The sequence below is a fragment of the Streptomyces sp. DSM 40868 genome, assembly GCF_011820545.1.
GTDB classification, from domain to species: domain Bacteria; phylum Actinomycetota; class Actinomycetes; order Streptomycetales; family Streptomycetaceae; genus Streptomyces; species Streptomyces eurythermus.
On sequence record NZ_CP050504.1, the window covers coordinates 6,866,155 to 6,887,767 of the forward strand.

Genomic DNA, 21,613 nt, shown 5'->3' on the forward strand with positions numbered 1-21,613 from the left:
CTGTGGATTCCACGAACTTTTCCACGGCCCGTCGTGACGGCGCGAAATGCGTGAAAGAGGATCGAGCCTCTTTTGTCCTGAATAGTCGCCCATTGAGGGGGTGTGAAGGGCGGCGACTTCATACCCTGCGCGAATAACAGAACCCCTTGTCCGCAGAACGGACAAGGGGTTCGGTCAGAAAGGCGTCACCGCGGGAGCGGTGCGGGCGCCACGCGATCCGGTGAGTCGGCCGTCTCGGGGACGGTCCGCCGTACGGAGAGCAGCGATACGCAGGCGACCAGTGCGGACAGGACCGGAACGGCCACCGGTCCCCCCGTCGACAGGGCGAGCCCGCCGACCGCGCCGCCGACGGCGACACCCAGGAACTGCACGGAGAAGTGCAGCCCCAGGGCCTGGGACCGCTGCGTGGGTGCCAGGGCGGCGATCCGTGTCTGCTGGGCGACTCCACCGCAGCACCAGAACGCACCCAGGCAGAACAGCACCGGGAACGCGACGATCTCCGCCACGGCGCGGGGATGCGTGGCCGCGCCGACGGCGACGGTCGCGAGGAGCAGCGCCATCAGCGTGAGAGCCACCCGCAGCACCCGAGCCACCGGCACCTTGACCAGGATCCTGCCGATCGCGCGCCCGGCCAGGAAGGCGCCCGCGCCGAAGACGATCATCAGCGCCGCGACACCCTGGCTTCCCATCCCGGTCGCCCGCTCGACGATCGGCGCGAGATACGTGTAGGTGCAGTACGCGGCGAGGAAGACCCCGAAGGTGGTCAGCAGACTCCACCGGACGGCCGGGCTGCGCAGCAGTTCGGCCCGGCCGGTGCCCGCCGGGGCCACCGGCACCGCCGGCAGCAGGACCGCCAGCATCAGCGCGGTCGTCAGCGCCAGCGCCGTGACGAACAGGAACGTACCCCGCCAGCCGAGCAGTCCGCCGATCAAGGTGCCGATCGGCGCGCCCAGGGTGAGCGCCAGCGCGTTGCCGGTGGCGGTGACCGCGATGGCTTTCGGCATGTCCTGCGGACGGCTCAGCGCGGCGGCCGCCGCGGCCGCCGGCGCGACCAGCAGGGCCGCGCTCGCCGCCGCCAGCACCCGCGCCAGGGCGAGCACGGCATAGTCGGGCGCACCCGCCGCGAGGGCGTTGCTGAGCGCGAAGGCCAGCATGGCCCCGATCAGCACCGGCTTCGGCGGCACCCTCCGGAACGCGCCGATCAGCGGCGGCCCGGCCAGGGCGTAGACCAGCGCGAAGACCGTGACCAGCTGTCCGCACACCGAGACGGACACATGCATGGAGTGCGCGACCGCCGGCAGTACACCGGCGATGACATAGCCCTCGGTGCCGACGGTGAAGGTGGCCAGCGCCAGCACGTAGACCCGGGGGTTCACGCCGGCTCCGGTGCGGTGGGAACCGGCGCGGCCAGCCGTCGGCGGGCGAGGTCGTCGGCGGCCCGCGCCGTCGTGATCCCCGCGCGCGCGGCCGTCTCGAACAGGCCCGTCAGGGTGTCGGTGATCGACTCGATGCGCTGGACCGCCTTCTCCGGTCCGTCGCCGAGGACTTCGCGCGCGACCGCGTTGACGACACCGCCGGCGTTGGCGATGTAGTCGGGGGCCCAGAGGATGTCGCGCTCCCGCAGCAACTCCGCCACGCCGGGATCGGCCAGCTGGTTGTTGGCCGCGCCCGCCACCGCGCGGCAGCGCAGCCGCGGCACCAGATCCCGGGTCAGCAGGCCGCCGAGCGCGGCGGGGACGAGTACGTCCACCTCGGCGGTGGCCGCCGCGTCGGGTTCGGTGAACACCGCGCCCAGTTCCGTGCCGAGCGAGCGCTTCGCCGGGTCGACGTCGCTCAGCACCAGGTCGGCTCCCGCCGCCGCCAGCTGCCGGGCGATCTGCTCCCCGACGTGTCCCAGGCCGATCACCGCGAATCTCCTGCCCGCCAGGCCCGGCGAGCCGAACAGTGCCAGACAGGTCGAGCGCAGCGCGGCGACGACGCCGAGGGCCGTGAACGGCGAGGGGTCACCGCTCCCGCCGGCGGACTCCGGCCGGCAGAACACGTACTCGGTCCGTTCCCCGATGACCGCCATGTCGGCCGGCCCGGTGCCCGCGTCGGGACCGGTCACATAGGAGCCGCCGAGCTCCGCCACGATGTCGCCGACGTCGTGCAGCGCCGCGCGCCGTTCGTCCGCGGTGACGCTCCGCCCGGGAGGAAGCACCACGACCGTCTTGCCGCCGCCGTTGGGAAGTCCGGCGGCGGCGCACTTGCGCGTCATGCCCTCCGACAGGCGCAGCGCGTCGCGCAGACCGTCCTCCCAGCTGTCGTAGGCCCACATCCGGCAGCCGCCGACCGCACGGCCGAGAGCGGTGGAGTGCACGGCGACGACGATCGGCAGCCCGCTTCGCCGCCCGAGTCGCATCACGACCGATTCATGACCGAACTCCATCGGAGTCTCCACGCGTCCTCCAGTGCACCCAGATGCTTTCGTACCGTCGCTGGGGACCAGGTCCCGCGGCGCCCGCTGTCCAGCCTGCCGACGACCGCTCCGCGGGACCAGAACCGAATCTGAGAACTTCCAGCCGTTGTCTTTGCGAAGTCCACAAAAAAGCAGCAAGCGCGTTCTTGATCGCCTATCGTCGATGCATGGTCGCAGCGCAGCTGCCATACGTTCGCGAGAAGGATCACTACGGAATCCACATCGGGAGGGGCCATGGTGGAGCCCGTGACCGAGGGGGCCGGGGCGCAGGCCGACACCGCCGAGGCGTGGCAGCCCGTCGTCGAACTCTGTGAATCGCTCGCCGCGGAACTGCCCACGGTGATCCCGAAGATCGTCGACCGCATACGGCTCGAGATACCGAGCTATCAGATCGTCGACCGGGAGCAGCAGGAACGTGACGTCACGCGTCACTACCAGGGACTGCTGACCGGGGTGGCCGCACGCCGCTCGCCCACCCGGGAAGAGATCCAGGCCGCGCACGCGCTCGGGGCCGAACGCGCCGCCACCGGCCTGCCGCTGCACGCGCTGGTCGAGGCATACCACGTCGGCTATCGCGAGATGTGGAACGTGCTGCTCGCCCGCGCCCGGTCGCACGACCCCCGGGCCGGCGCACAGCTCGTCTCGATCGTCGGGATGGTCTGGACGTGGGTGCAGCATTCGAGCAGCGCGGCCGCCGAGGCGTACGGCGCCGCCGTCCGCGCCGCCGATGCCACGCTGCTGCGGCTGACCCACCAGTTCCTCGACGGCCTCGTCACCGCCGCGCCCGCGGGCGTCGACCTGGAGCAGCTGGCCGCCGCCCTCACCTTCGACCCGGCCGGCGAGTTCCAGGCGCTGTGCTCACCGGCCGAGGACTGGCCCGACGAGCGCATGATGGAGCTGCGGCACCACCGGTGGCCGGGCACGCTGCGCTGCGCCACGCGCGGCAACCTCATGATCACCCTGGTCCAGGACATCCCGCCGCGGGCCGTGGTCGAAACGGCCCGGCGGCACAACCCCGAGGCGAGCTTCGGCATCGGTCTGCCGCGGACCGGGCTCCCCGGCGCCGCGATGAGCATGGCGGACGCTCGGGCGGCGCTGCCCCTGGCGGATCCCGGCCAGGTGAAGTACTTCGCCGACCACTGGCTGCTCGCCACCTTGGCGCCCACCGCGCAACGCTTCGCGGTGCTGCTGGAGCCGTGCCGCCAGGTCGCGCGACAGCACCCCGACCTGGCGGAGACGGTGCTCAGGTTCGCCGAGAACGGCTTCTCGCTCTCCGCGACCGCCCGCGTCCTGCATGTCCATCCGAACACCGTGAAGTACCGCCTCCAGCGCTGGCAGCAACTCACCGACTGGGACGTACGCACCTGGCAAGGGCTGTCGTCCACCATCATCGCGCTGGGCCTGCCGACGCTCTGAAGCGCTCATCCGGCCGCTGCTCGACCCACCCTTCCTCGGGGCCGCCCGTGTCGCACGGGCGGCCCTTCCGTGCTTTCCGGGGGCTGGACCGCTCTTGACGACCTTCGCCCACCCGCTTACATTGCTTCCAGATAGTAGAAGTTACATTCCGCAATACGGAAAAGATTGCGGAGATTGACAATCGGGAGACTGTGCTCACCGCGGGGCGCGACGGGAGTACGCATCCGAGAGGCCGAAGCAGGAGTACTCGATGGCTCGTATGACCGCTGCCCGCGCGGCAGTTGAGATCCTCAAGCGCGAGGGCGTCACCGACGCCTTCGGTGTGCCGGGCGCGGCGATCAACCCGTTCTACAAGGCCCTCAAGGAGGGCGGCGGCATCCACCACACCCTCGCCCGCCATGTCGAGGGCGCCTCGCACATGGCCGAGGGCTACACCCGTACCAAGCCGGGCAACATCGGCGTGTGCATCGGCACCTCCGGTCCGGCCGGCACCGACATGATCACCGGCCTGTACTCCGCCATCGGCGACTCGATCCCGATCCTGTGCATCACGGGCCAGGCGCCGACGAACGTCATCCACAAGGAGGACTTCCAGGCCGTCGACATCGCCTCGATCGCCAAGCCGGTCACCAAGATGGCGGTCACCGTCCTGGAGGCCGCGCAGGTCCCCGGCGTCTTCCAGCAGGCCTTCCACCTGATGCGCTCCGGCCGTCCCGGCCCGGTCCTGATCGACCTGCCGATCGACGTCCAGCTCACCGAGATCGAATTCGACCCGGAGACCTACGAGCCGCTGCCGGTCTACAAGCCCACCGCCACCCGTGCCCAGATCGAGAAGGCCATCACCTTTCTTCTGGAGTCGGAGCGCCCGGTCATCGTGGCCGGCGGCGGCATCATCGGCGCCGACGCCTCCGACCTCCTGGTGGAGTTCGCCGAGCTGACCCAGACCCCGGTCATCCCCACCCTGATGGGCTGGGGCACGCTGCCCGACGACCACGAGCTGAACGCCGGCATGGTCGGCGTGCAGACCTCGCACCGCTACGGCAACGCCAACTTCCTGGAGTCCGACTTCGTCCTCGGCATCGGCAACCGCTGGGCCAACCGCCACACCGGCTACAAGCTCGACGTCTACCGCCAGGGCCGCAAGTTCGTCCACGTCGACATCGAGCCCACCCAGATCGGCAAGATCTTCCCGCCGGACTACGGCGTCGTCTCCGACGCCAAGGCCGCCCTGGAGCTGTTCGTCGAGGTGGCCAAGGAGCTGAAGGCGGCCGGCAGGCTGCCCGACCGCGGCGCCTGGGTGGCCTCCACCCAGGAGCGCAAGGCCACCCTGCTGCGCCGTACGCACTTCGACAACGTGCCGATGAAGCCGCAGCGTGTGTACGAGGAGATGAACAGGGCCTTCGGACCGGAGACGCGGTACGTCACCACCATCGGCCTGTCCCAGATCGCCGGCGCGCAGATGCTGCACGTCTACAAGCCGCGCCACTGGATCAACTGCGGCCAGGCCGGCCCGCTCGGCTGGACCATCCCGGCCGCGATCGGCGTCGCCAAGGCCGACCCGGACTCCCCGGTCGTCGCGCTCTCCGGCGACTACGACTTCCAGTTCCTGATCGAGGAGCTGGCGGTCGCCGCCCAGCACAAGATCCCCTACGTGCACGTCCTGGTGAACAACGCCTACCTGGGCCTGATCCGTCAGGCGCAGATCGGCCTGGACATCAACTTCCAGGTCAACCTGGAGTTCGAGAACATCAACACTCCGGAGCTCGGCGTCTACGGCGTGGACCACGTCAAGGTCGCCGAGGGGCTCGGCTGCAAGGCCATCCGGGTCACCGAGCCGGACCAGCTGGGCGCCGCCTTCGAGCAGGCCAAGAAGCTCGCCGCCGAGTACCGGGTGCCGGTCGTCGTGGAGGCGATCCTGGAGCGGATCACCAACATCTCGATGAGCCGCACCATGGACATCAGCGACATCTCCGAGTTCGAGGACCTGGCCACCGAGCCCGGCCACGCGCCGACCTCGATCAAGACGCTGAAGGTCTGACAGATCTGACAGGCCCGACAGCCTGAGACAAGCCAGGGGCGGCCCGCCCGGGGGGACGGGCCGCCCCTTCGTCATGCCCCGGCCGGATCCGCCGCCCCCGGAGCCACCACCCCGGCCGCGACGGGCCCCGCCGTCACCGTCCCGGCCGGCCGACGGCGTGCCGTACGCGCGTACGCGCCGTCGAAGCACCGGCGGTAGTCGGTGCCCCGGCCGGACGGGGGCCTCGTCGGCGAGCGCGCCGCGGCCGGTGAAGCGGACCGGCGGGCGAAGTCCGGCACCAGGACGGCCGGCGACCGCTCGCCGTGCCGTCGGGTCCCTGGGGCAGCGGCCCGGCCCGCGCGGGCAGCGCCGTCGGCGCGCCGGCCGGGCCGCCCGGGTGCGCCCGGGCGGAAGCGCGCGCGGCAGCTCCTCGGATGTCGGCCAGGCCCGTGGCCGGCGACGGCCGGGCACACCACGGCCCGCGCGGGCATTGCGGCGGGTACAGACGGCGAGGACCGCCCTCTCCCATGGGCGCCGTACCGGCGCCGCCTCGCGGCCGGCCGCGGTCTTGCGCGGTCGGCGGCCCCGGCCCCCGCGCCCCCGCCAGAGCGGACACGGCGCCGCGGTCGCGCTCCCCCCGTGGCAGCGCGACCGCGCACCGGCCTCCGGCGCGGCGGGAACCGGCCCCGTACGGCCGTGAGGCATCCCCCGTACGAGGCCCCCCACCCCCGTGCCGGCGGGCCCCGCGTGTCGGTAGCCTGCCCGTCCGAAGCGGTGGTCGAAAGCCTCATCCGCCCAGTTCAGAGCTTGATTTGAGGATGGCGTAGCCGGGCTACGACCCCTGCCGCAGGCGGCGCCGTCAGATGTCGTACTCGCCCAGTCCGGGCCAGTCGTCCGGGCCGCCGCCCTGCCATTCGATCAGGTCGCTCTCCTCCACCTCGATCCGGTCGAGGTCGGCCAGCCGGAGGATCTCCACGACGTCGTCCAGGTGCGAGGCGATCCCCAGCGTCACGTCCCCCTCGGTGACCCGCCGGGAGCCGTCCAGGGCGGGGGAGTGGACCACGATGTGCGGGTGCTGTGTCGGGTTGCCCATGCCATCAGCGTGCTGCGGATACCGGGCACGCGCACGCCGGGGCCCCGGTCGCGGACAGCACGAAAGCGCCCCCTCCGAACCGGAGGGAGCGCTGCGCGCACCGTATGGTGACCGTCCGACGGCGCGAGGCTGGGCGCGACAGATCGTTCGCGCCGCCGGACGGAGCTCGGGTACCTCCGCGAAGATGCCGGAGGTGGGGCTGGGACCGCGGTGGCCACGACGGAGGCGGACGTCCCTTCCCTCTGGTCGAGAAGGGGGCCCGGGGTCTCCTTCACCACCGCACTGGCTCGCACGCCACCGCGGTCCTCGCCCTGCCCGCCGCACCGGGTGATCACCCCTCATCCGGATCACCCGGGGCGGCGGGGTCTTCGCGTCCGGGGCACGACCTCCCCGTCACGTCCCGGACGCAGCCTCGGTACTCAGTCCTCGCGCAGGGCGCGGACCGCCTCCTCCACACGCTTGCCGTACTCGGGGTCGGCGGCGTGGAAGTGGGCCAGGTTCTTCTCGATCACGTCGTCACGGGAGACCTGCGAGAGGCCGCCGGCGATGTTCGCGATCAGCCGGGACTTCTCCTCCTCGGACATCAGCCGGTACAGCTCGCCCGCCTGGAAGAAGTCGTCGTCCTTGGTGTGCGCCGGGGCGGCGTGGTTGCCGGTGTGGCCGGTCACCGCCAGCGGGGCGGACAGCGGGCGGCCGGTCTCCACCGGGCCGTCGTAGGAGTTCGGCTCGTAGTTCTTGGCGTGCCGGCCCTGGCCGTTGACCGCCATGAAGCCGTCGCGGCCGTAGTTCTGGGCACCGCCCGGGACCGCCTTCGGGGCGTTCACCGCGAGCAGGGTGTGGTTGACACCGAGGCGGTAGCGGTGGGCGTCGGCGTAGGCGAACAGCCGGCCCTGGAGCATCTTGTCCGGGGACGGACCGATGCCGGGCACGAAGTTGTTCGGGGAGAACGCGGCCTGCTCGACCTCGGCGAACACGTTGTCCGGGTTGCGGTCGAGGACCAGGCGGCCCACGCGCTGGAGCGGGTAGTCCTTGTGCGGCCAGACCTTGGTCAGGTCGAACGGGTTGAAGCGGTAGTCCGCCGCCTCGGCCGCCGGCATGATCTGGACGTACAGCGTCCAGGACGGGTGCACGCCGCGCTCGATCGCCTGGAGCAGGTCGGTCTGGTGCGAGTTGGGGTCCTTGCCCGCCAGCTCCTGCGCCTGCTCGGTGGACAGGCAGCGGATGCCCTGGTTGGTCTTGAAGTGGTACTTGACGAAGAAGCCCTCGCCCTTGGCGTTCGTCCACTGGTAGGTGTGCGAGCCGTACCCGTTCATGTGGCGGTACGACGCCGGGATGCCGCGGTCGCCCATGAGCCAGGTCACCTGGTGCGTGGCCTCGGGGGCGTGCGCCCAGAAGTCCCAGACGTTGTCGGGCTCCTGCTTGCCGGTGAACGGGTCCCGCTTCTGCGAGTGGATGAAGTCGGGGAACTTCAGCGGGTCCTTGATGAAGAACACCGGGGTGTTGTTGCCGACGAGGTCGTAGTTGCCCTCTTCGGTGTAGAACTTCACCGCGAAGCCGCGCGGGTCACGGACCGCGTCGGCGCCGCCGAGGGAGTCGGCGACCGTGGAGAAGCGCACGAAGACCTCGGTGCGCTTGCCGATCTCGCCGAGGAAGTCGGCGTGGGTGTAGCCGGTGACGTCGTCGGTCACCTCGAAGTGGCCGTACGCGCCGGAGCCGCGGGCATGCACGACACGCTCCGGGATCCGCTCGCGGTTGAAGCGCGCGAGCTTCTCCAGGAGGTGCTGGTCCTGGATCAGGAGCGGGCCGCCGACGCCGGCGGAGGCGGAATTCTGGTTGTCGGCGACCGGTGCGCCGGACTCTGTCGTGAGCACGCGCTTCGACATCGTGGACCTTCCGTGCGGGTGTCAGCGGAAAACTGTTTCCGCTTTGTGGAGCCTAGAAGTGGGGCGATCTGAGCGTCAACACTTTGTTGAAGCCGATTCCGGACCGCGGCGCCGCCTGGGCGCGACAGGACAGGTGTCAGCGGCGCCGCGGTCCGGAAGTGCGAGGGGTCGTCAGACCTGGGCGCCGGAGAGGCGCTCGACGGCCCGCAGCAGGGCCGAGTGGTCCAGGCCGCCGTCGCCCTGGGCGCGCAGGCTGGCGACCAGCTGGGCGACCACGGCGCCGACCGGGAGGGCCGCGCCGACGTTGCGGGCGGCGTCGGTGACGATCCCCATGTCCTTGTGGTGCAGGTCGATGCGGAAGCCGGGCTTGAAGTCGCGGTTGAGGAAGTTGTCCTTCTTCCGCGTCAGCACGGTGGAGCCGGCCAGGCCGCCGTTGAGGACGTCCAGGGCGGCCGCGAGGTCCACGCCCGACTTCTCCAGGAAGACCACGGCCTCGGCGCACGCCTGGATGTTCACGGCGACGATCAGCTGGTTGGCGGCCTTCACCGTCTGGCCCGAGCCGTGCGGACCGCACAGCACGATGGTCTTGCCGAGCGCCTCGAAGATCGGCTTGGCCTGGTCGAAGTCGGCCCGCTCGCCGCCGACCATGATGGACAGCACCGCCTCGATGGCGCCGGCCTCGCCGCCGGACACCGGGGCGTCCAGCACCCGGATGCCCTTGTCCTTGGCGGCCTTGGCCAGGTCCACGGAGGTCTGCGGGGTGATCGAGGACATGTCGATCAGCAGGGCGCCGGACCTGGCGTTCTCCAGGATGCCTTCGGGACCGTAGGCGATGGCCTCGACCTGCGGGGAGGCGGGCACCATCGTGATGACCACGTCGGCGTCGCGCACGGCCTCGGCGATGGAGCCGGCCGCGGTGCCGCCGGCGGCGGCCAGGCGGTCCAGCTTCTCCTTCTCCAGGGTGTAGCCGGTGACCTGGTAGCCCGCCTTGATCAGGTTCTCGGACATGGGGGAGCCCATGATGCCGAGGCCGATCCAGGCGATCTTGGGAAGGTTGCTCATGGTGGAGGGTGCCTCTCTTGCTGCGCGTACGTCTGTGAAGGGCGGCTGGTGTGCAGGGGCCGGACGGCTCAGCGGGCCGCGCGCGGGAGCCAGTCGAACGCCTCGGCGCTCGGACGGTCGCCCGGCTTGTACTCCAGGCCGACCCAGCCGTCGTAACCGGCCTTCCTCAGCCGGCCGAGCAGCTCCTCCAGGGGGAGCGAGCCGGTGCCGGGGGCGCCGCGGCCGGGGTTGTCGGCGATCTGCACGTGCCCGGTCTTCGCCGCGTAGGCGTCGATGACCGCGGGCAGGTCCTCGCCGTTCATGGACAGGTGGTACAGGTCCATCAGGAACTTGGCGTTCCCGAGACCCGTCGTCGCGTTCACCTTGTCGACGACCTCCACCGCGGCCGGTGCCGACACCAGCGGGTACAGCGGCGACTCGGGCTTGTTCAGCGCCTCGATCAGCAGGATGGCGCCGATCCGGTCGGCCGCGCGGGCCGCGAGGGCGAGGTTCTCCAGGGCGAGCGCGTCCTGCTCGGCCGGGTCCACGCCCTCGACGCGGTTGCCGTACAGCGCGTTGAGCGCCGTGCAGCCGAGGGAGGCCGCGAAGTCGGCGGCCACGTCGATGTTGGCGCGGAACTTCTCCGACTCCTCGCCCGGCAGCGACAGGGCGCCGCGGTCGGGGCCCGGCAGCTGCCCGGCGTAGAAGTTCAGGCCCGTGAGACGGACCCCCGCGTCCTCGATCGCCTTCTTCAGGGCGTCCAGCTCGGACCGGGCCGGAGTGGGGGAGTCGATCCAGGGCCACCACAGCTCGACCGCGGTGAAGCCCGCCGCGGCGGCGGCCGCGGGGCGCTCCAGGAGCGGGAGTTCCGTGAAGAGGATCGACAGGTTGACGTTGAAGCGCTGGTCTGCGGCGGTGCTCCACTCGAAACCTGGCATTCGGGCCGCGCTCCCTTCCGTTGGTCGAGATTCCGTATTACGGAAGTTCGTTTCTGCGTAATGGAAGATTGCCGTCGTGTGTCGCCGCTTGTCAAGGGGCCTCCGCAAGAGCCGCCCTCCGCGACCGCCCCGCGCGTTAGGTTGGGCGCGTGCGATTGAGAGTGGAGTTCACGACCGAGCCCTTCGACCTGGACGAAGCGCCCGCGCACGCCCTGGTGGCGCGCGAGGTCATAGAGACCGCCGAGCTGGACGCCGTGGACGTCGGGCCCTTCGGCAACACCGCCGAGGGCGGCGCCGACCGCGTGCTCGGCGCGGTGGACGCGCTGCTGCGCAAGGCCCTCCAGGCCGGTGCCACGCGGGTCTCGCTCCAGGTCAACGTGATCGGCGACGAGGCTCGGGAGGGTGATAGGTGACCGGGGACGAGCCCTTCATCGCGGCCGTGAAGCCGCTGGTCGACGCCATGGGCGGGACGATGCTCCCGCCCGACGAGGCCGGCCCCGAGGACGTCGTCCTCGCCTGGGAGGGCGCCGACGTCGTCGCCGTACGCCTGCCCCAGCTCGCCGACTCCCTCGACCACATCCTGGCCGCCATGGAGCGCAAGGAGGGCCGGCCGCTGGCCGATCTGGACCGCAAGGCCAAGCAGGAGGTCGTCCGGATCCTGGAGGCGCGCGGCGCGTTCGCCGTGCGGCACGGGGTGGAGACCGTGGCGAGCGCGCTGGGCGTCAGCCGCTTCACGGTCTACAACTACCTCAACCGCGAGAAGGGTCTCTGACCGGGGCGGGAGTGGGGGCGCAAGGGCCGTTCGGCCCCCAACCCGGCTTGTTACGCGGAATTTTCAACAAAGTGTTGACGTGGTGTTTCCGAGGGCGTTAGCTATCCGCAGCCCGTTCAGCACAACGGCCCGAAGCGGCCACGGAGGCTCCCGTGACTACCACTTCCACGCCCCCGGGCCTGTCCCGGTTCAACGACCTGGAGGAGCGCGAGGCCCTCGCGGCCCTCCTCGAGGCGTGCGCCTCCACCGAGTGGGCCCGGCGACTGCTCGCCGCCCGCCCGTACGCCACCCCGGAGGACCTCTACACCGCCGGCGACGCCGCCATGGCCGAGCTGACCCCCGCGGACCTGGCGGAGGCGATGGCCGGACACCCGCCGATCGGGCGGCCCAAGCCCGGCGACCCGACCTCCGCCCGCGAACAGCGCGGCATGGCCGGTGCCTCCGAGGAGCTCAAGGCGGAGATGCTCGAACTCAACCTGGCCTACCAGGAGAAGTTCGGGCATGTCTTCCTCATCTGCGCCACCGGCCGGACCGGCGAGCAGATGCGCGACGCGGTCAAGGAGCGGATCGGCAACTCGCCCGAGCAGGAGCGGGAGATCGTCCGCACCGAGCTGGGCAAGATCAACCGCATCCGACTGGCCCGACTCGTCGAAGAGGACGCCTGACACCATGAGCACCAGCACCACCGCCTCCGTGTCCACGCACATCCTGGACACATCGATCGGCCGCCCCGCCGAGGGCGTCGCCGTCCACCTCTCCGCCCGCTCGGGGCGCGAGGCGGACTGGCAGGCGCTCGGCGGCTCGGCGACCGACGCCGACGGCCGGTGCAAGGACCTGCCGGCCCTGCCGGAAGGGACCACCCACGTGCGGCTGGACTTCGCCGTCGAGCCGTACTTCGAAAATTCTGCGAAGAAGCAAGCCGATGCGCAGCAGGACGCCCCCGCGAATCGGGACAGCGGTGCCGTGTTCTTCCCCGAGGTGGCGATCACCTTCGCCGTGGTGCCCGGGGAGCACTACCACGTACCGCTGCTGCTCAACCCGTTCGGCTACTCCGTTTACCGAGGGAGCTAGCTACATGCCGACCATCCTGGGACAGAACCAGTACGGCAAGGCCGAGAACCGAGTCGTCAAGATCACGCGGGACGGCGCCACCCATCACATCAAGGACCTCAACGTATCCATCGCGCTGAGCGGCGACATGGAAGAGGTCCACTACTCGGGCTCCAACGCCAACGTCCTGCCGACCGACACCACCAAGAACACGGTGTTCGCGTTCGCCAAGGAATACGGCATCGAGTCGGCCGAGCAGTTCGGCATCCACCTCGCCCGGCACTTCGTCACCAGCCAGGAGCCGATCCACCGGGCGCGCATCCGCATCGAGGAGTACGCCTGGGAGCGGATCGAGACCTCGGACGCCAACAGCAAGTTCATCGGCGCGGACGACGTCAAGCACTCCTTCGTCCGCAAGGGCCAGGAGGTCCGCCTCACCCAGATCACCTACGACGGTGAGAAGTGGGAGGTCATCTCCGGTCTGAAGGACCTGGTCGTGATGAACTCGACCAACTCCGAGTTCTGGGGCTACGTCAAGGACAAGTACACCACCCTCCAGGAGGCGTACGACCGTATCCTCGCCACCCAGGTCTCCGGCCGCTGGCGGTTCAACTGGACCGACGACGCGCAGAAGATGCCCAACTGGGAGAAGTCCTACGAGCAGGTCAAGAAGCACATGCTGCACGCCTTCGCCGAGACCTACTCGCTCTCGCTCCAGCAGACGATGTACCAGATGGGCTCGCGCATCATCAACAACCGCAGCGAGATCGACGAGGTCCGCTTCTCGCTGCCCAACAAGCACCACTTCCTCGTGGACCTGGAGCCGTTCGGACTCAAGAACGACAACGAGGTCTACTTCGCCGCCGACCGCCCCTACGGCCTCATCGAGGCCACCATCCTGCGGGACGGCTGTGAGGCACGTATCCCGGTCGACATGACCAACCTCTGACGCGGGACGCCCGCCCCCGGCCCGGCCTGACGGGCCGGGGGCGCGCTACACCGGAGGGAACAAAATGGCACAGCCTGCAAAGGGGCCGGCGAAAGCCCCGTGTTCCACCCCGCCGGTGCACATGATGGACGCCGTCACGTCCGTGCACCCGGTGGACGAGAAGCTCCACCCCACGCGGCTCGTCCCCGCCGCGCTCCAGCACATCGCCGCGATGTACGCAGGCGTTGTCACTCCTCCGCTCATCATCGGTCAGGCCTGCGGGCTCGACATCGGGGCCCGTACCCGGCTCATCGCCGCGAGCCTGCTCATCGCGGGCATCGCGACCATCCTCCAGACCATCGGCGTCAAGGGCTTCGTCGGCAACCGGCTGCCCTTCGTCAACGCCGCCTCCTCCGCCGGCATCGCCCCCATCCTCGCGATCGCCGAGACCAACGGCAACGGACACCAACTCCCCGCGATCTACGGCGCGGTGATGGTGGCCGGCGCCTTCTGCCTGGCACTCGGACCGTTCTTCGGCCGGCTGCTGCGCTTCTTCCCGCCCCTGGTCACCGGCGTGGTCATCACCCTGATCGGCGTCACGCTGATGCCCGTCCCGGTGGGCTGGGCCCAAGGCGGCGACAAGACCGCCGCCGACTTCGGCGACATGCGCTATCTGGCGCTCGCCGGGTTCACCCTCGCCGTCATCCTGCTGATCCAGCGCTTCGGCACGGGCTTCGTCAAACAGGTCGCCCTGCTGTTCGGACTGCTCATCGGCACCCTGGCCGCGATCCCCTTCGGCATGGCCGACTTCAGCGGCATCAAGTCCGCGCCCGTGGCCGCGCTGCCCACCCCGTTCGCCTTCGGCGCCCCGGAGTTCCAGCCCGCCGCGATCCTCTCGTTGTGCATCGTGATGCTGGTGCTGATGACCGAGTCCAGCGCCGGCATGCTCGCCCTCGGCGAGATCTGCGACCGCCGCGCCGACGCGAAGACCATCACCCGCGGCCTGCGCACCGACGGCCTCGCCACCCTGATCGGGCCCATCTTCGGCGGCTTCCCCACCTCGGCCTTCGCCCAGAACGTCGGTGTCGTCTCGCTCACCCGGGTGCGCAGCCGGTACGTCGTCGCCGTCGCCGGCGGCAGCCTGATCGTCCTCGGCGCCTTCCCGGTCCTCGGCGCGGTCGTCTCCCTGGTCCCCATGCCGGTGCTCGGCGGCGCGGGCATCGTCCTCTTCGGCTCCATCGCCGTCAGCGGCATCCGGACGCTCTCCGAGGCGGGCCTGGACGACAGCTCCAACATCATCCTGGTCGCCGTGGCACTCGGCGCCGGCATCATCCCGCTGGCCGCGCCGACCTTCTACGCCGACTTCCCGGCGTGGGCGCAGACCGTGCTCGGCTCCGGCATCAGCGCCGGCGCGCTCGTCGCCGTCCTGCTGAACCTGTTCTTCCATCATCTCGGCACCCGGCGCCGACAGGCGGCCCCGGCACTCGAATCCTCCTAGGGTCCTGCCGTGCCCACCCCGTGGATCCCCCCTGGTCCACGGGCCGCCACCGAACGACAAGGAAGCAGATGGCACCATCGGCAGCCCAGCGCGTCGTCATCGAGAACTGCGCGATCGCCACCGTGGACGCGGGCGACACGGAGTACGCCTGCGGACACCTCGTCCTCGCCGGCAACCGGATCGAGGCGGTCGGTGCGGGCAAGGCCCCCGAGGGACTGGAGAACGTGGTGCGCCGGATCGACGGGCGCGGCCACCTGGCCACCCCCGGTCTGGTCAACACCCACCACCACTTCTACCAGTGGATCACCCGGGGCCTGGCCACCGACCACAACCTGTTCGACTGGCTGGTCGCGCTGTACCCGGTCTGGGCACGGATCGACGAGCGGATGACGTACGCGGCGGCCCAGGGATCCCTCGCCATGATGGCCCGGGGCGGTGTCACCACCGCCATGGACCACCACTACGTCCACCCGCGCGGCGCCGGCGACCTGTCCGGCTCGATCATCCGGGCCGCCGCCGAGATGGGGGTGCGCTTCACGCTGGCCCGCGGCTCGATGGACCGCGGCGAGAAAGACGGCGGGCTGCCGCCGGACTTCGCCGTCGAGACCCTGGAGGGTGCGCTCGCCGCGACCGAGGAGACCGTCAAGAAGCACCACGACGCCTCCTTCGACGCCATGACCCAGGTGGCGGTCGCCCCCTGCTCCCCGTTCTCGGTCTCCACGGAACTGATGCGCGAAGGAGCCGAGTTGGCGCGCCGGTTGGGGGTGCGGCTGCACACCCACGGCTCGGAGACGGTGGAGGAGGAGAAGTTCTGCCACGAGCTGTTCGGCATGGGCCCCACCGACTACTTCGAGTCCACCGGCTGGCTCGGTGAGGACGTGTGGATGGCGCACTGCGTCCACATGAACGACTCCGACATCCATGCCTTCGCCCGTACGAAGACCGGTGTCGCCCACTGCCCCTCGTCCAACGCCCGCCTCGCCGCCGGCATCGCCCGCGTCCCCGACATGCTGAAGGCCGGCGTCCCGGTCGGCCTGGGCGTCGACGGCACCGCCTCCAACGAGTCCGGCGAACTCCACACCGAGCTGCGCAACGCCCTGCTGATCAACCGGCTCGGCGCCCACCGCGAGCACGCGCTGAACGCCCGTCAGGCGCTGCGTCTGGGCACCTACGGCGGCGCCCAGGTCCTCGGCCGGGCCGCGCACATCGGCTCGCTGGAGCCCGGCAAGCTGGCCGACGTGGTGCTGTGGAAGATGGACACCCTCGCCCACGCCTCCATCACCGACCCGGTGACCGCGCTGGTCTTCGGCGCGCCCGCCCCGGTCACCGCGTCGTTCGTCGACGGCCGGCAGATCGTGGCGGACGGCCGCCTGCTGACCGCCGACGAGGACGCCATCGCCGTCGGCACCCGCGAGGAGGCACGGCGCCTGGCCCGGATCGCCGCTCAGGACTGAAGCGCGGCCCAACCCTTGAGACTCCGGCCGGGAGGGACGGCTCCCGGCCGGGACCCGTGGATCCGAGCGGGATCCACGGCGATGCCGTCTCCGGGGGCGTGTGGACGCACGCCCCCGGAGACGGTTCACCCCCACCACTCCCGTCACGCTCGACACACCCCCGCATCCCCCACGCCGCTTCACACCCCCACAGACTCGTCACCGCTCATTTCGCCACCCCCCTGCGAGGGTCCCGCACGACCCCGCCCCACCTCCATGAAACCCACGTCGACGATGACGTGTCACCCGCCCGGAGGAGCCGCCGTGGCCGCCCATCCCGTAGACGAGAAACTCCCCGCCCTGAAAATGGCGACCAGCGGACTGCAGCACGTGGCCGCCATGTACGCCGGTGTCGTCGCACCACCGCTCATCGTCGGCGCGGCCATCGGCCTCAGCGCGACCGAGCTGACCTTTCTCACCGGCGCCTGCCTGTTCACCGCCGGCCTCGCCACCTTCCTCCAGACGCTCGGCTTCTGGAAGATCGGCGCCCGGCTGCCCTTCGTCAACGGCGTCACCTTCGCCGGTGTCGCCCCCATGACCGCGGTCGTCGCCGCCACCGAGGACAAGTCCGACGCCCTGCCGATCATCTTCGGCGCGGTCATCGTCGCCGGCCTCCTCGGCTTCGTCGCCGCCCCCTTCTTCAGCAAGGCGATCCGCTTCTTCCCGCCGGTCGTCACCGGCTCCGTCATCACCCTGATTGGCGTCTCCCTGCTCCCCGTCGCCTTCGGCTGGGCCCAGGGCCCCGATCCCCAGGCCGAGGACTACGGTTCGACCACCTACCTCACCCTGGCCGGCCTCACCCTGCTCATCGTCCTGCTGCTGCGCCGCTTCACCCGGGGCTTCGTCAAGCAGATCGCCGTGCTGATCGGCCTGGTCGTCGGCACGCTCGTCGCGATCCCGTTCGGCGTCACGGACTTCGGCCCGGTCGCCGACGCCGACGTGGTCGGCTTCCCCACCCCGTTCCACTTCGGCGCCCCCCAGTTCCAGCTCGCCGCGATCCTGTCCCTGTGCGTGGTCATGGTGGTCTCGATGACCGAGTCGACCGCCGACATGCTGGCCCTCGGCGAGATCGTCGAACGGCCCGCCGACGAGAAGACCATCGCGGCCGGCCTGCGCGCCGACACCCTCGGCTCCGCGCTCAGCCCGCTGTTCAACGGCTTCATGTGCAGCGCCTTCGCCCAGAACATCGGGCTGGTCGCGATGACCCGGATCCGCAGCAGGTACGTCGTCGCGACCGGCGGCGGCTTCCTGGTCCTGATGGGCCTGTGTCCGATGGCCGCCTCGCTCATCGCGGTCGTGCCCCGGCCGGTCCTCGGCGGCGCCGGCATCGTGCTGTTCGGCTCGGTCGCCGCGAGCGGCATCCAGACCCTGGTCCGGGCCGGCCTGGACAAGGACAACAACGTGCTGATCGTGGCCGTGTCCCTGGCGGTCGGCATCATCCCGATCACCGCGCCGGAGTTCTACCACTCCTTCCCGGAGACCGCGAAGATCGTCCTGGACTCGGGCATCTCCACCGGCTGTGTCACGGCCGTGGTGCTCAACCTCCTCTTCAACCACCTCGGCAAGGGCCGCGAGGCCCAGGACGTCACCCATCCCATGGAGGCGGGGGAGGAGATCGCCGCCGTCCGCTGACACCGGGCGCCGGGCCGCCACCGGCACCGGCGCCGACCCGGCCGGGGGAGACGGGACACCGTCATCCCCGGCCCCCTTCCGTGCCGGGGCCTACAGGCCGAACACGCCCGGATCCGTCGCCAGTTCCTTGAGCACCGCGCGCGGATCGGCGACCAGCTTGCGCTCGGTGAGATTCATGATGCCGCCCACCGCGGTGATCTCGGCCGCGAGCGTGCCGTCGGTCTTGCGTACCTCCTGCCGGATCCGGAACGTCTTGCCGTCACCCCACTCGAAGGCGCACGTCACGTCGACCTCGTCGCCGGCGAGCAGCTCCCGCCGGAAACCGATGGTCGTCTCCAGGGCCACCGGGCCCACGCCCTGGCCCACCAGCCGGGCCTGGCTGATCCCGGCGGCCTGGAGCAGCGACCAGCGGGCGTGCTCGGCGTAGTTGAGGTACACGGACTGGTTGAGATGTCCCTGGGTGTCGGTCTCGTAACCGCGGACGGTCACCCGGACGGAAAACGGTTCGGCCACTGCGTGCCCTTCTCGTGTACGTGCTGCGGTCGTTCGGTCCTGCGGTCGACCGATCTTGACACGCCGGTCACACCCGGCGCGGCGAGGCCAGCAGAAAGCGGGCCCTCGTCCTGGGCTCGGTGTACTCGCCCGCCTGCCAGCCGGCCTCCTGAAGCGTCGCCGCGCAGGCCGCCAGCGCCGCGGCGTCCGGCGCGTACACCGCGACCGCCTCCGGCTGCGGGGTCGCCCGGACCCGGTACCCGCCCGTGTCCCCGGCCGCCGGGCGGTGCCCGGCCGCCTCCAGCGCCAGCGCGGCGGCCCGCACCAGATGCGTCCGCTCCCAGCCGCACGGCCGGTCCACGGCGCCGTCCGGATTCGTCATCCTGCGCAGCTCCAGCAGCCCCTGCCAGGCGCTGTGCACCTCCCGGAGCCGGGCCGGCCCGGACACCGGCGGCTCCTCCTCGCCGCCGACCCGGGCCGTGAACACCCCCGCGTCCGGCGCGGACTCCGCCCGCGGCTCGGGTATCGCCTCCCGGACGCGATGACCGGCCGGGGTGAGGAAGTGGTCGTGCGGCGGCCGGGGATGCCGGAAGGCCAGGCCCCGCTTCACCAGCGCCGCGAGCTGCGCCGGCGTACCGCGCAGCCGGCCGGTGACCGGATCGGCGGCCTCGATCACCCGCCGCTGCGCGGCGGTCGGCGGTCGGGTCACGGGCTGCTCCTTTCCGACACCGCTGACTTGGGCGGCCCCGCCCGCACGGACGGCCGCCCGGGCCCGTCGTACGGCCCCAGTCGAAGAGTACGGGCGGGGTCTGACAACGTCCGCCGCGCGGTACGCCGACCCAGCCCGCGCCGCCGGTGGCGCGCGCGGGGATGTCACCGGGGACGCTCCTTCGCCCGCCTGGGGCCGCCGGATCGTCGCTCGGGACGCCCCTTCGCCCGCCTGGGGCCGCCGGATCACCGCCCGGGGGCGCCGGATCGCCGCCCGGACCGTCCCACCGTCACTGGGCCTTCCCTCGGTCACGGGCCAGCCGTCCCACCGTCACCGGGCCGGTAGCCATACCGCCAGGCGGCGCGCAGCCCCTGGAACGGGTCGTTCCCCGGTCACCGGGCTGGTCGTGCCTCCCCGGTCACGGGGCTGGTAGCCGTGCTGCGGGGCGGCGCGCAAGCCCTGGAACGGTCGTTCCCCGGTCACCGGGCTGGTCGTGCCTCCCCGGTCACGGGGCTGGTAGCCGTGCCGCGAGGCGGCGCGCAAGCCCTGGAACGGTCGTTCCCCGGTCACCGGGTCGGTCGTGCCTCCCCGGTCACGGGGCTGGTAGCCGTGCCGCGAGGCGGCGCGCAAGCCCTGGAACGGCCGCCCCCTGGCCACCGGGTCGGCCGTGCCCTCCCCGCCACCGGGCCGGTAGCCGTGCCGCGAGGCGGCGCGCAAGCCCTGGAACGGCCGCCCCCTGGCCACCGGGTCGGCCGTGCCCTCCCCGCCACCGGGCCGGTAGCCGTGCCGCCAGGCGGCGCGCAGCCCCTGGAACGGCCGTCCTCCCGTCACCGAGCCGGTATCCGCGCGCCGTCCGGCCCCCCGTCACGACCCGAGACGGGCAGGGGCCGTCACCCCGCCCCCGTACGCCCGTCGCTACTCCGGTGGCCGGATGTTCCAGCCCGCCACCACGGGCCGGCCGTGTTCCGTGCCGAGGCGGCACAGCGCTCCCGTCGCGAGCTGGAAGAGGGCGCCGTGCCGGGGCGACAGGCCCAGGCGGCGGGCGGTGAGGACACGGAGGAAGTGGCCGTGCGCGATCAGCACGACGACCCCCTCGGTGTTGGCGAGCGCGGCGTCGGCCTTGGCCAGCATCCGGTCGGCGCGCTCCCCGACCTGCTCGGGACTCTCCCCCGGACGGTCCGGGGGGCCGGGCGCGACCCCGTCGGTGAACAGGAACCAGCCCGGCCGGCTCCGCTGGATCTCCGGCGTGGTCACGCCCTCGTACCCGCCGTAGTCCCACTCGCACAGGTCGGCGTCGACCCGCGCGTCCGGGATGCCGATCAGCTCGGCGGTCTCGCGCGCCCGCTGGAGGGGGCTGACGAAGGCCGCCCCGATCCGGTGCGAGCGGATCAGCGGGACCAGCAGGCGCGCCTCGTCCCGCCCGCGCTCGGTGAGCGGTACGTCGGTCCGGCCGGTGTGCCGTCCGGACCGCGACCACTCGGTCTCCCCGTGCCGCACGAGAAAGAGGTCACCCATGACGGCACGGTGTCACAGGGCCGCCGCCGCCCGCAGGACGGACTGCGCCAGACGGCGTTCCCCGGTGCCCCGCCGCCGTCAGGCTCCGGCCCCCGCCCGGCGTGGCGGGGCCATGGCGATGGTCTCCCCGCACGCGTCGAGCACGGCCGCCTTCCCGTGCGCGTCCGTGACCGGGACGACCGTGCCGTGTGTGTCGTGCGGCGCCGTGACGGCGGCCTCGTGCTGCCGTACGCACCAGGTGCCCGCGCCCGGCGTGCCGCGGCGGGTGTAGCGCAGGTCCACGGTGACGGAGGCGTGGCCGGGCAGGGCGACGGCCGAGGGCCGCCCGGCACCGGCGCCCTCGATGCCGTCCGCCTTGCCGTTGTGGATCTCCAGGCCCGGGTACCCCGCGAACAGGCAGGCCCCGGAACCCTTGTTGACGGCGGTGAGACGCGCCCCTGACCGGTTGCCTTCCCGCCCGTCGCCGTCGCCGTCGCCGTCGGCGTCGCCGTCGAGCAGCGACAGCGTCCAGGTCAGCGCGGCGGTCCGGCAGGGCGGTGCGGTGGCGTCCGGTGTGGCGGTCGTGGTGGTGTCGCAGGCCGTCAGCGTCAGTCCGGCCATGAGCGTGAGGCCGGCCGTGAGCGCGGCGAGGCCGCCGGCCGGTCGGGTGGTGGCGGGCATCGTTCCCCCTGGAAGTGC

Annotated in this window: 21 protein-coding genes; 10 read left to right on the forward strand and 11 right to left on the reverse strand. The window is 71.6% G+C overall.

Features of this window, described 5'->3' with window-relative positions:
• Positions 1 to 185: 185 nt before the first annotated feature.
• A complete protein-coding gene (locus HB370_RS31210) occupies positions 186 to 1,376 on the reverse strand; it encodes an MFS transporter (RefSeq protein ID WP_051815402.1) in 1,191 nt (396 codons plus the stop codon).
• The gene (locus tag HB370_RS31215; RefSeq protein WP_244405692.1) at positions 1,373 to 2,440 is read right to left on the reverse strand and encodes a Glu/Leu/Phe/Val dehydrogenase family protein; all 1,068 of its coding nucleotides are present in this window, start codon (positions 2,438 to 2,440) and stop codon (positions 1,373 to 1,375) included. Before HB370_RS31215 ends, HB370_RS31210 begins: the two co-directional genes overlap by 4 nt.
• Before the next feature lie 252 nt (positions 2,441 to 2,692).
• On the opposite strand from HB370_RS31215, the gene HB370_RS31220 reads away from it, so the two are divergent.
• Entirely contained in the window at positions 2,693 to 3,874 is a 1,182-nt protein-coding gene (locus HB370_RS31220; RefSeq protein ID WP_030777985.1) for a helix-turn-helix domain-containing protein, read from the forward strand.
• 250 nt (positions 3,875 to 4,124) lie between these two features.
• Entirely contained in the window at positions 4,125 to 5,912 is a 1,788-nt protein-coding gene (gene gcl, locus HB370_RS31225) for a glyoxylate carboligase (RefSeq protein ID WP_030777986.1), read from the forward strand.
• An 838-nt stretch (positions 5,913 to 6,750) separates the two neighbouring features.
• Here gcl and HB370_RS31230 read toward each other — a convergent pair.
• The 4 genes from HB370_RS31230 to HB370_RS31245 form a co-directional block, all read right to left on the reverse strand.
• Positions 6,751 to 6,984, reverse strand: a complete 234-nt coding sequence (locus tag HB370_RS31230; RefSeq protein WP_030777988.1) for a hypothetical protein — start codon at positions 6,982 to 6,984, stop codon at positions 6,751 to 6,753.
• 419 nt (positions 6,985 to 7,403) lie between these two features.
• Complete coding sequence (locus tag HB370_RS31235) at positions 7,404 to 8,867, reverse strand: catalase (RefSeq protein WP_030777989.1); 1,464 nt, start codon at positions 8,865 to 8,867, stop codon at positions 7,404 to 7,406.
• A gap of 171 nt (positions 8,868 to 9,038) precedes the next feature.
• Complete coding sequence (locus tag HB370_RS31240; protein ID WP_030777991.1) at positions 9,039 to 9,929, reverse strand: 2-hydroxy-3-oxopropionate reductase; 891 nt, start codon at positions 9,927 to 9,929, stop codon at positions 9,039 to 9,041.
• A gap of 68 nt (positions 9,930 to 9,997) precedes the next feature.
• Positions 9,998 to 10,846, reverse strand: coding sequence for a TIM barrel protein (locus HB370_RS31245; protein WP_030777993.1), 849 nt, complete (start codon positions 10,844 to 10,846; stop codon positions 9,998 to 10,000).
• A gap of 149 nt (positions 10,847 to 10,995) precedes the next feature.
• On the opposite strand from HB370_RS31245, the gene HB370_RS31250 reads away from it, so the two are divergent.
• The 8 genes from HB370_RS31250 (at position 10,996) to HB370_RS31285 (ending at position 18,219) form a co-directional block, all read left to right on the forward strand.
• On the forward strand, positions 10,996 to 11,259 hold the full coding sequence (locus tag HB370_RS31250) for a hypothetical protein (RefSeq protein ID WP_037700656.1): 264 nt from the start codon (positions 10,996 to 10,998) through the stop codon (positions 11,257 to 11,259).
• Positions 11,256 to 11,618, forward strand: coding sequence for a helix-turn-helix domain-containing protein (locus HB370_RS31255; RefSeq protein WP_030777998.1), 363 nt, complete (start codon positions 11,256 to 11,258; stop codon positions 11,616 to 11,618). The genes HB370_RS31250 and HB370_RS31255 overlap by 4 nt, the downstream gene beginning before the upstream one ends.
• A 152-nt stretch (positions 11,619 to 11,770) precedes the next feature.
• Positions 11,771 to 12,283 (forward strand): 2-oxo-4-hydroxy-4-carboxy-5-ureidoimidazoline decarboxylase, encoded by a 513-nt coding sequence (uraD, locus tag HB370_RS31260; RefSeq protein ID WP_030778000.1) that lies wholly within the window; start codon positions 11,771 to 11,773, stop codon positions 12,281 to 12,283.
• A 4-nt stretch (positions 12,284 to 12,287) separates the two neighbouring features.
• On the forward strand, positions 12,288 to 12,689 hold the full coding sequence (gene uraH / locus HB370_RS31265) for a hydroxyisourate hydrolase (protein WP_030778002.1): 402 nt from the start codon (positions 12,288 to 12,290) through the stop codon (positions 12,687 to 12,689).
• A gap of 4 nt (positions 12,690 to 12,693) precedes the next feature.
• Positions 12,694 to 13,617 carry a factor-independent urate hydroxylase gene (pucL, locus tag HB370_RS31270; RefSeq protein WP_030778004.1) on the forward strand — a complete coding sequence of 308 codons (924 nt, stop codon included), beginning with the start codon at positions 12,694 to 12,696 and terminating at the stop codon, positions 13,615 to 13,617.
• Positions 13,618 to 13,681: 64 nt separating this feature from the next.
• Positions 13,682 to 15,094 (forward strand): nucleobase:cation symporter-2 family protein, encoded by a 1,413-nt coding sequence (locus HB370_RS31275; protein ID WP_030778006.1) that lies wholly within the window; start codon positions 13,682 to 13,684, stop codon positions 15,092 to 15,094.
• A gap of 68 nt (positions 15,095 to 15,162) precedes the next feature.
• Positions 15,163 to 16,548 carry an 8-oxoguanine deaminase gene (locus HB370_RS31280; protein ID WP_030778009.1) on the forward strand — a complete coding sequence of 462 codons (1,386 nt, stop codon included), beginning with the start codon at positions 15,163 to 15,165 and terminating at the stop codon, positions 16,546 to 16,548.
• A gap of 273 nt (positions 16,549 to 16,821) precedes the next feature.
• Positions 16,822 to 18,219, forward strand: coding sequence for a nucleobase:cation symporter-2 family protein (locus tag HB370_RS31285; RefSeq protein ID WP_244405694.1), 1,398 nt, complete (start codon positions 16,822 to 16,824; stop codon positions 18,217 to 18,219).
• Between the two features lie 90 nt (positions 18,220 to 18,309).
• On the opposite strand, the gene HB370_RS31290 is transcribed toward HB370_RS31285, so the two are convergent.
• The 5 genes from HB370_RS31290 to HB370_RS31310 all read right to left on the reverse strand — a co-directional run bounded on the left by HB370_RS31290 (position 18,310) and on the right by HB370_RS31310 (position 21,595).
• On the reverse strand, positions 18,310 to 18,732 hold the full coding sequence (locus HB370_RS31290; RefSeq protein WP_030778013.1) for an acyl-CoA thioesterase: 423 nt from the start codon (positions 18,730 to 18,732) through the stop codon (positions 18,310 to 18,312).
• Positions 18,733 to 18,799: 67 nt separating this feature from the next.
• A complete protein-coding gene (locus HB370_RS31295) occupies positions 18,800 to 19,420 on the reverse strand; it encodes a hypothetical protein (protein ID WP_030778015.1) in 621 nt (206 codons plus the stop codon).
• 330 nt (positions 19,421 to 19,750) lie between these two features.
• Positions 19,751 to 20,251 carry a hypothetical protein gene (locus tag HB370_RS31300; RefSeq protein WP_167513048.1) on the reverse strand — a complete coding sequence of 167 codons (501 nt, stop codon included), beginning with the start codon at positions 20,249 to 20,251 and terminating at the stop codon, positions 19,751 to 19,753.
• Between the two features lie 84 nt (positions 20,252 to 20,335).
• Positions 20,336 to 20,935, reverse strand: coding sequence for a histidine phosphatase family protein (locus HB370_RS31305; RefSeq protein ID WP_030778018.1), 600 nt, complete (start codon positions 20,933 to 20,935; stop codon positions 20,336 to 20,338).
• A gap of 78 nt (positions 20,936 to 21,013) precedes the next feature.
• Entirely contained in the window at positions 21,014 to 21,595 is a 582-nt protein-coding gene (locus HB370_RS31310; protein ID WP_030778020.1) for a DUF4232 domain-containing protein, read from the reverse strand.
• Positions 21,596 to 21,613: the final 18 nt, after the last annotated feature.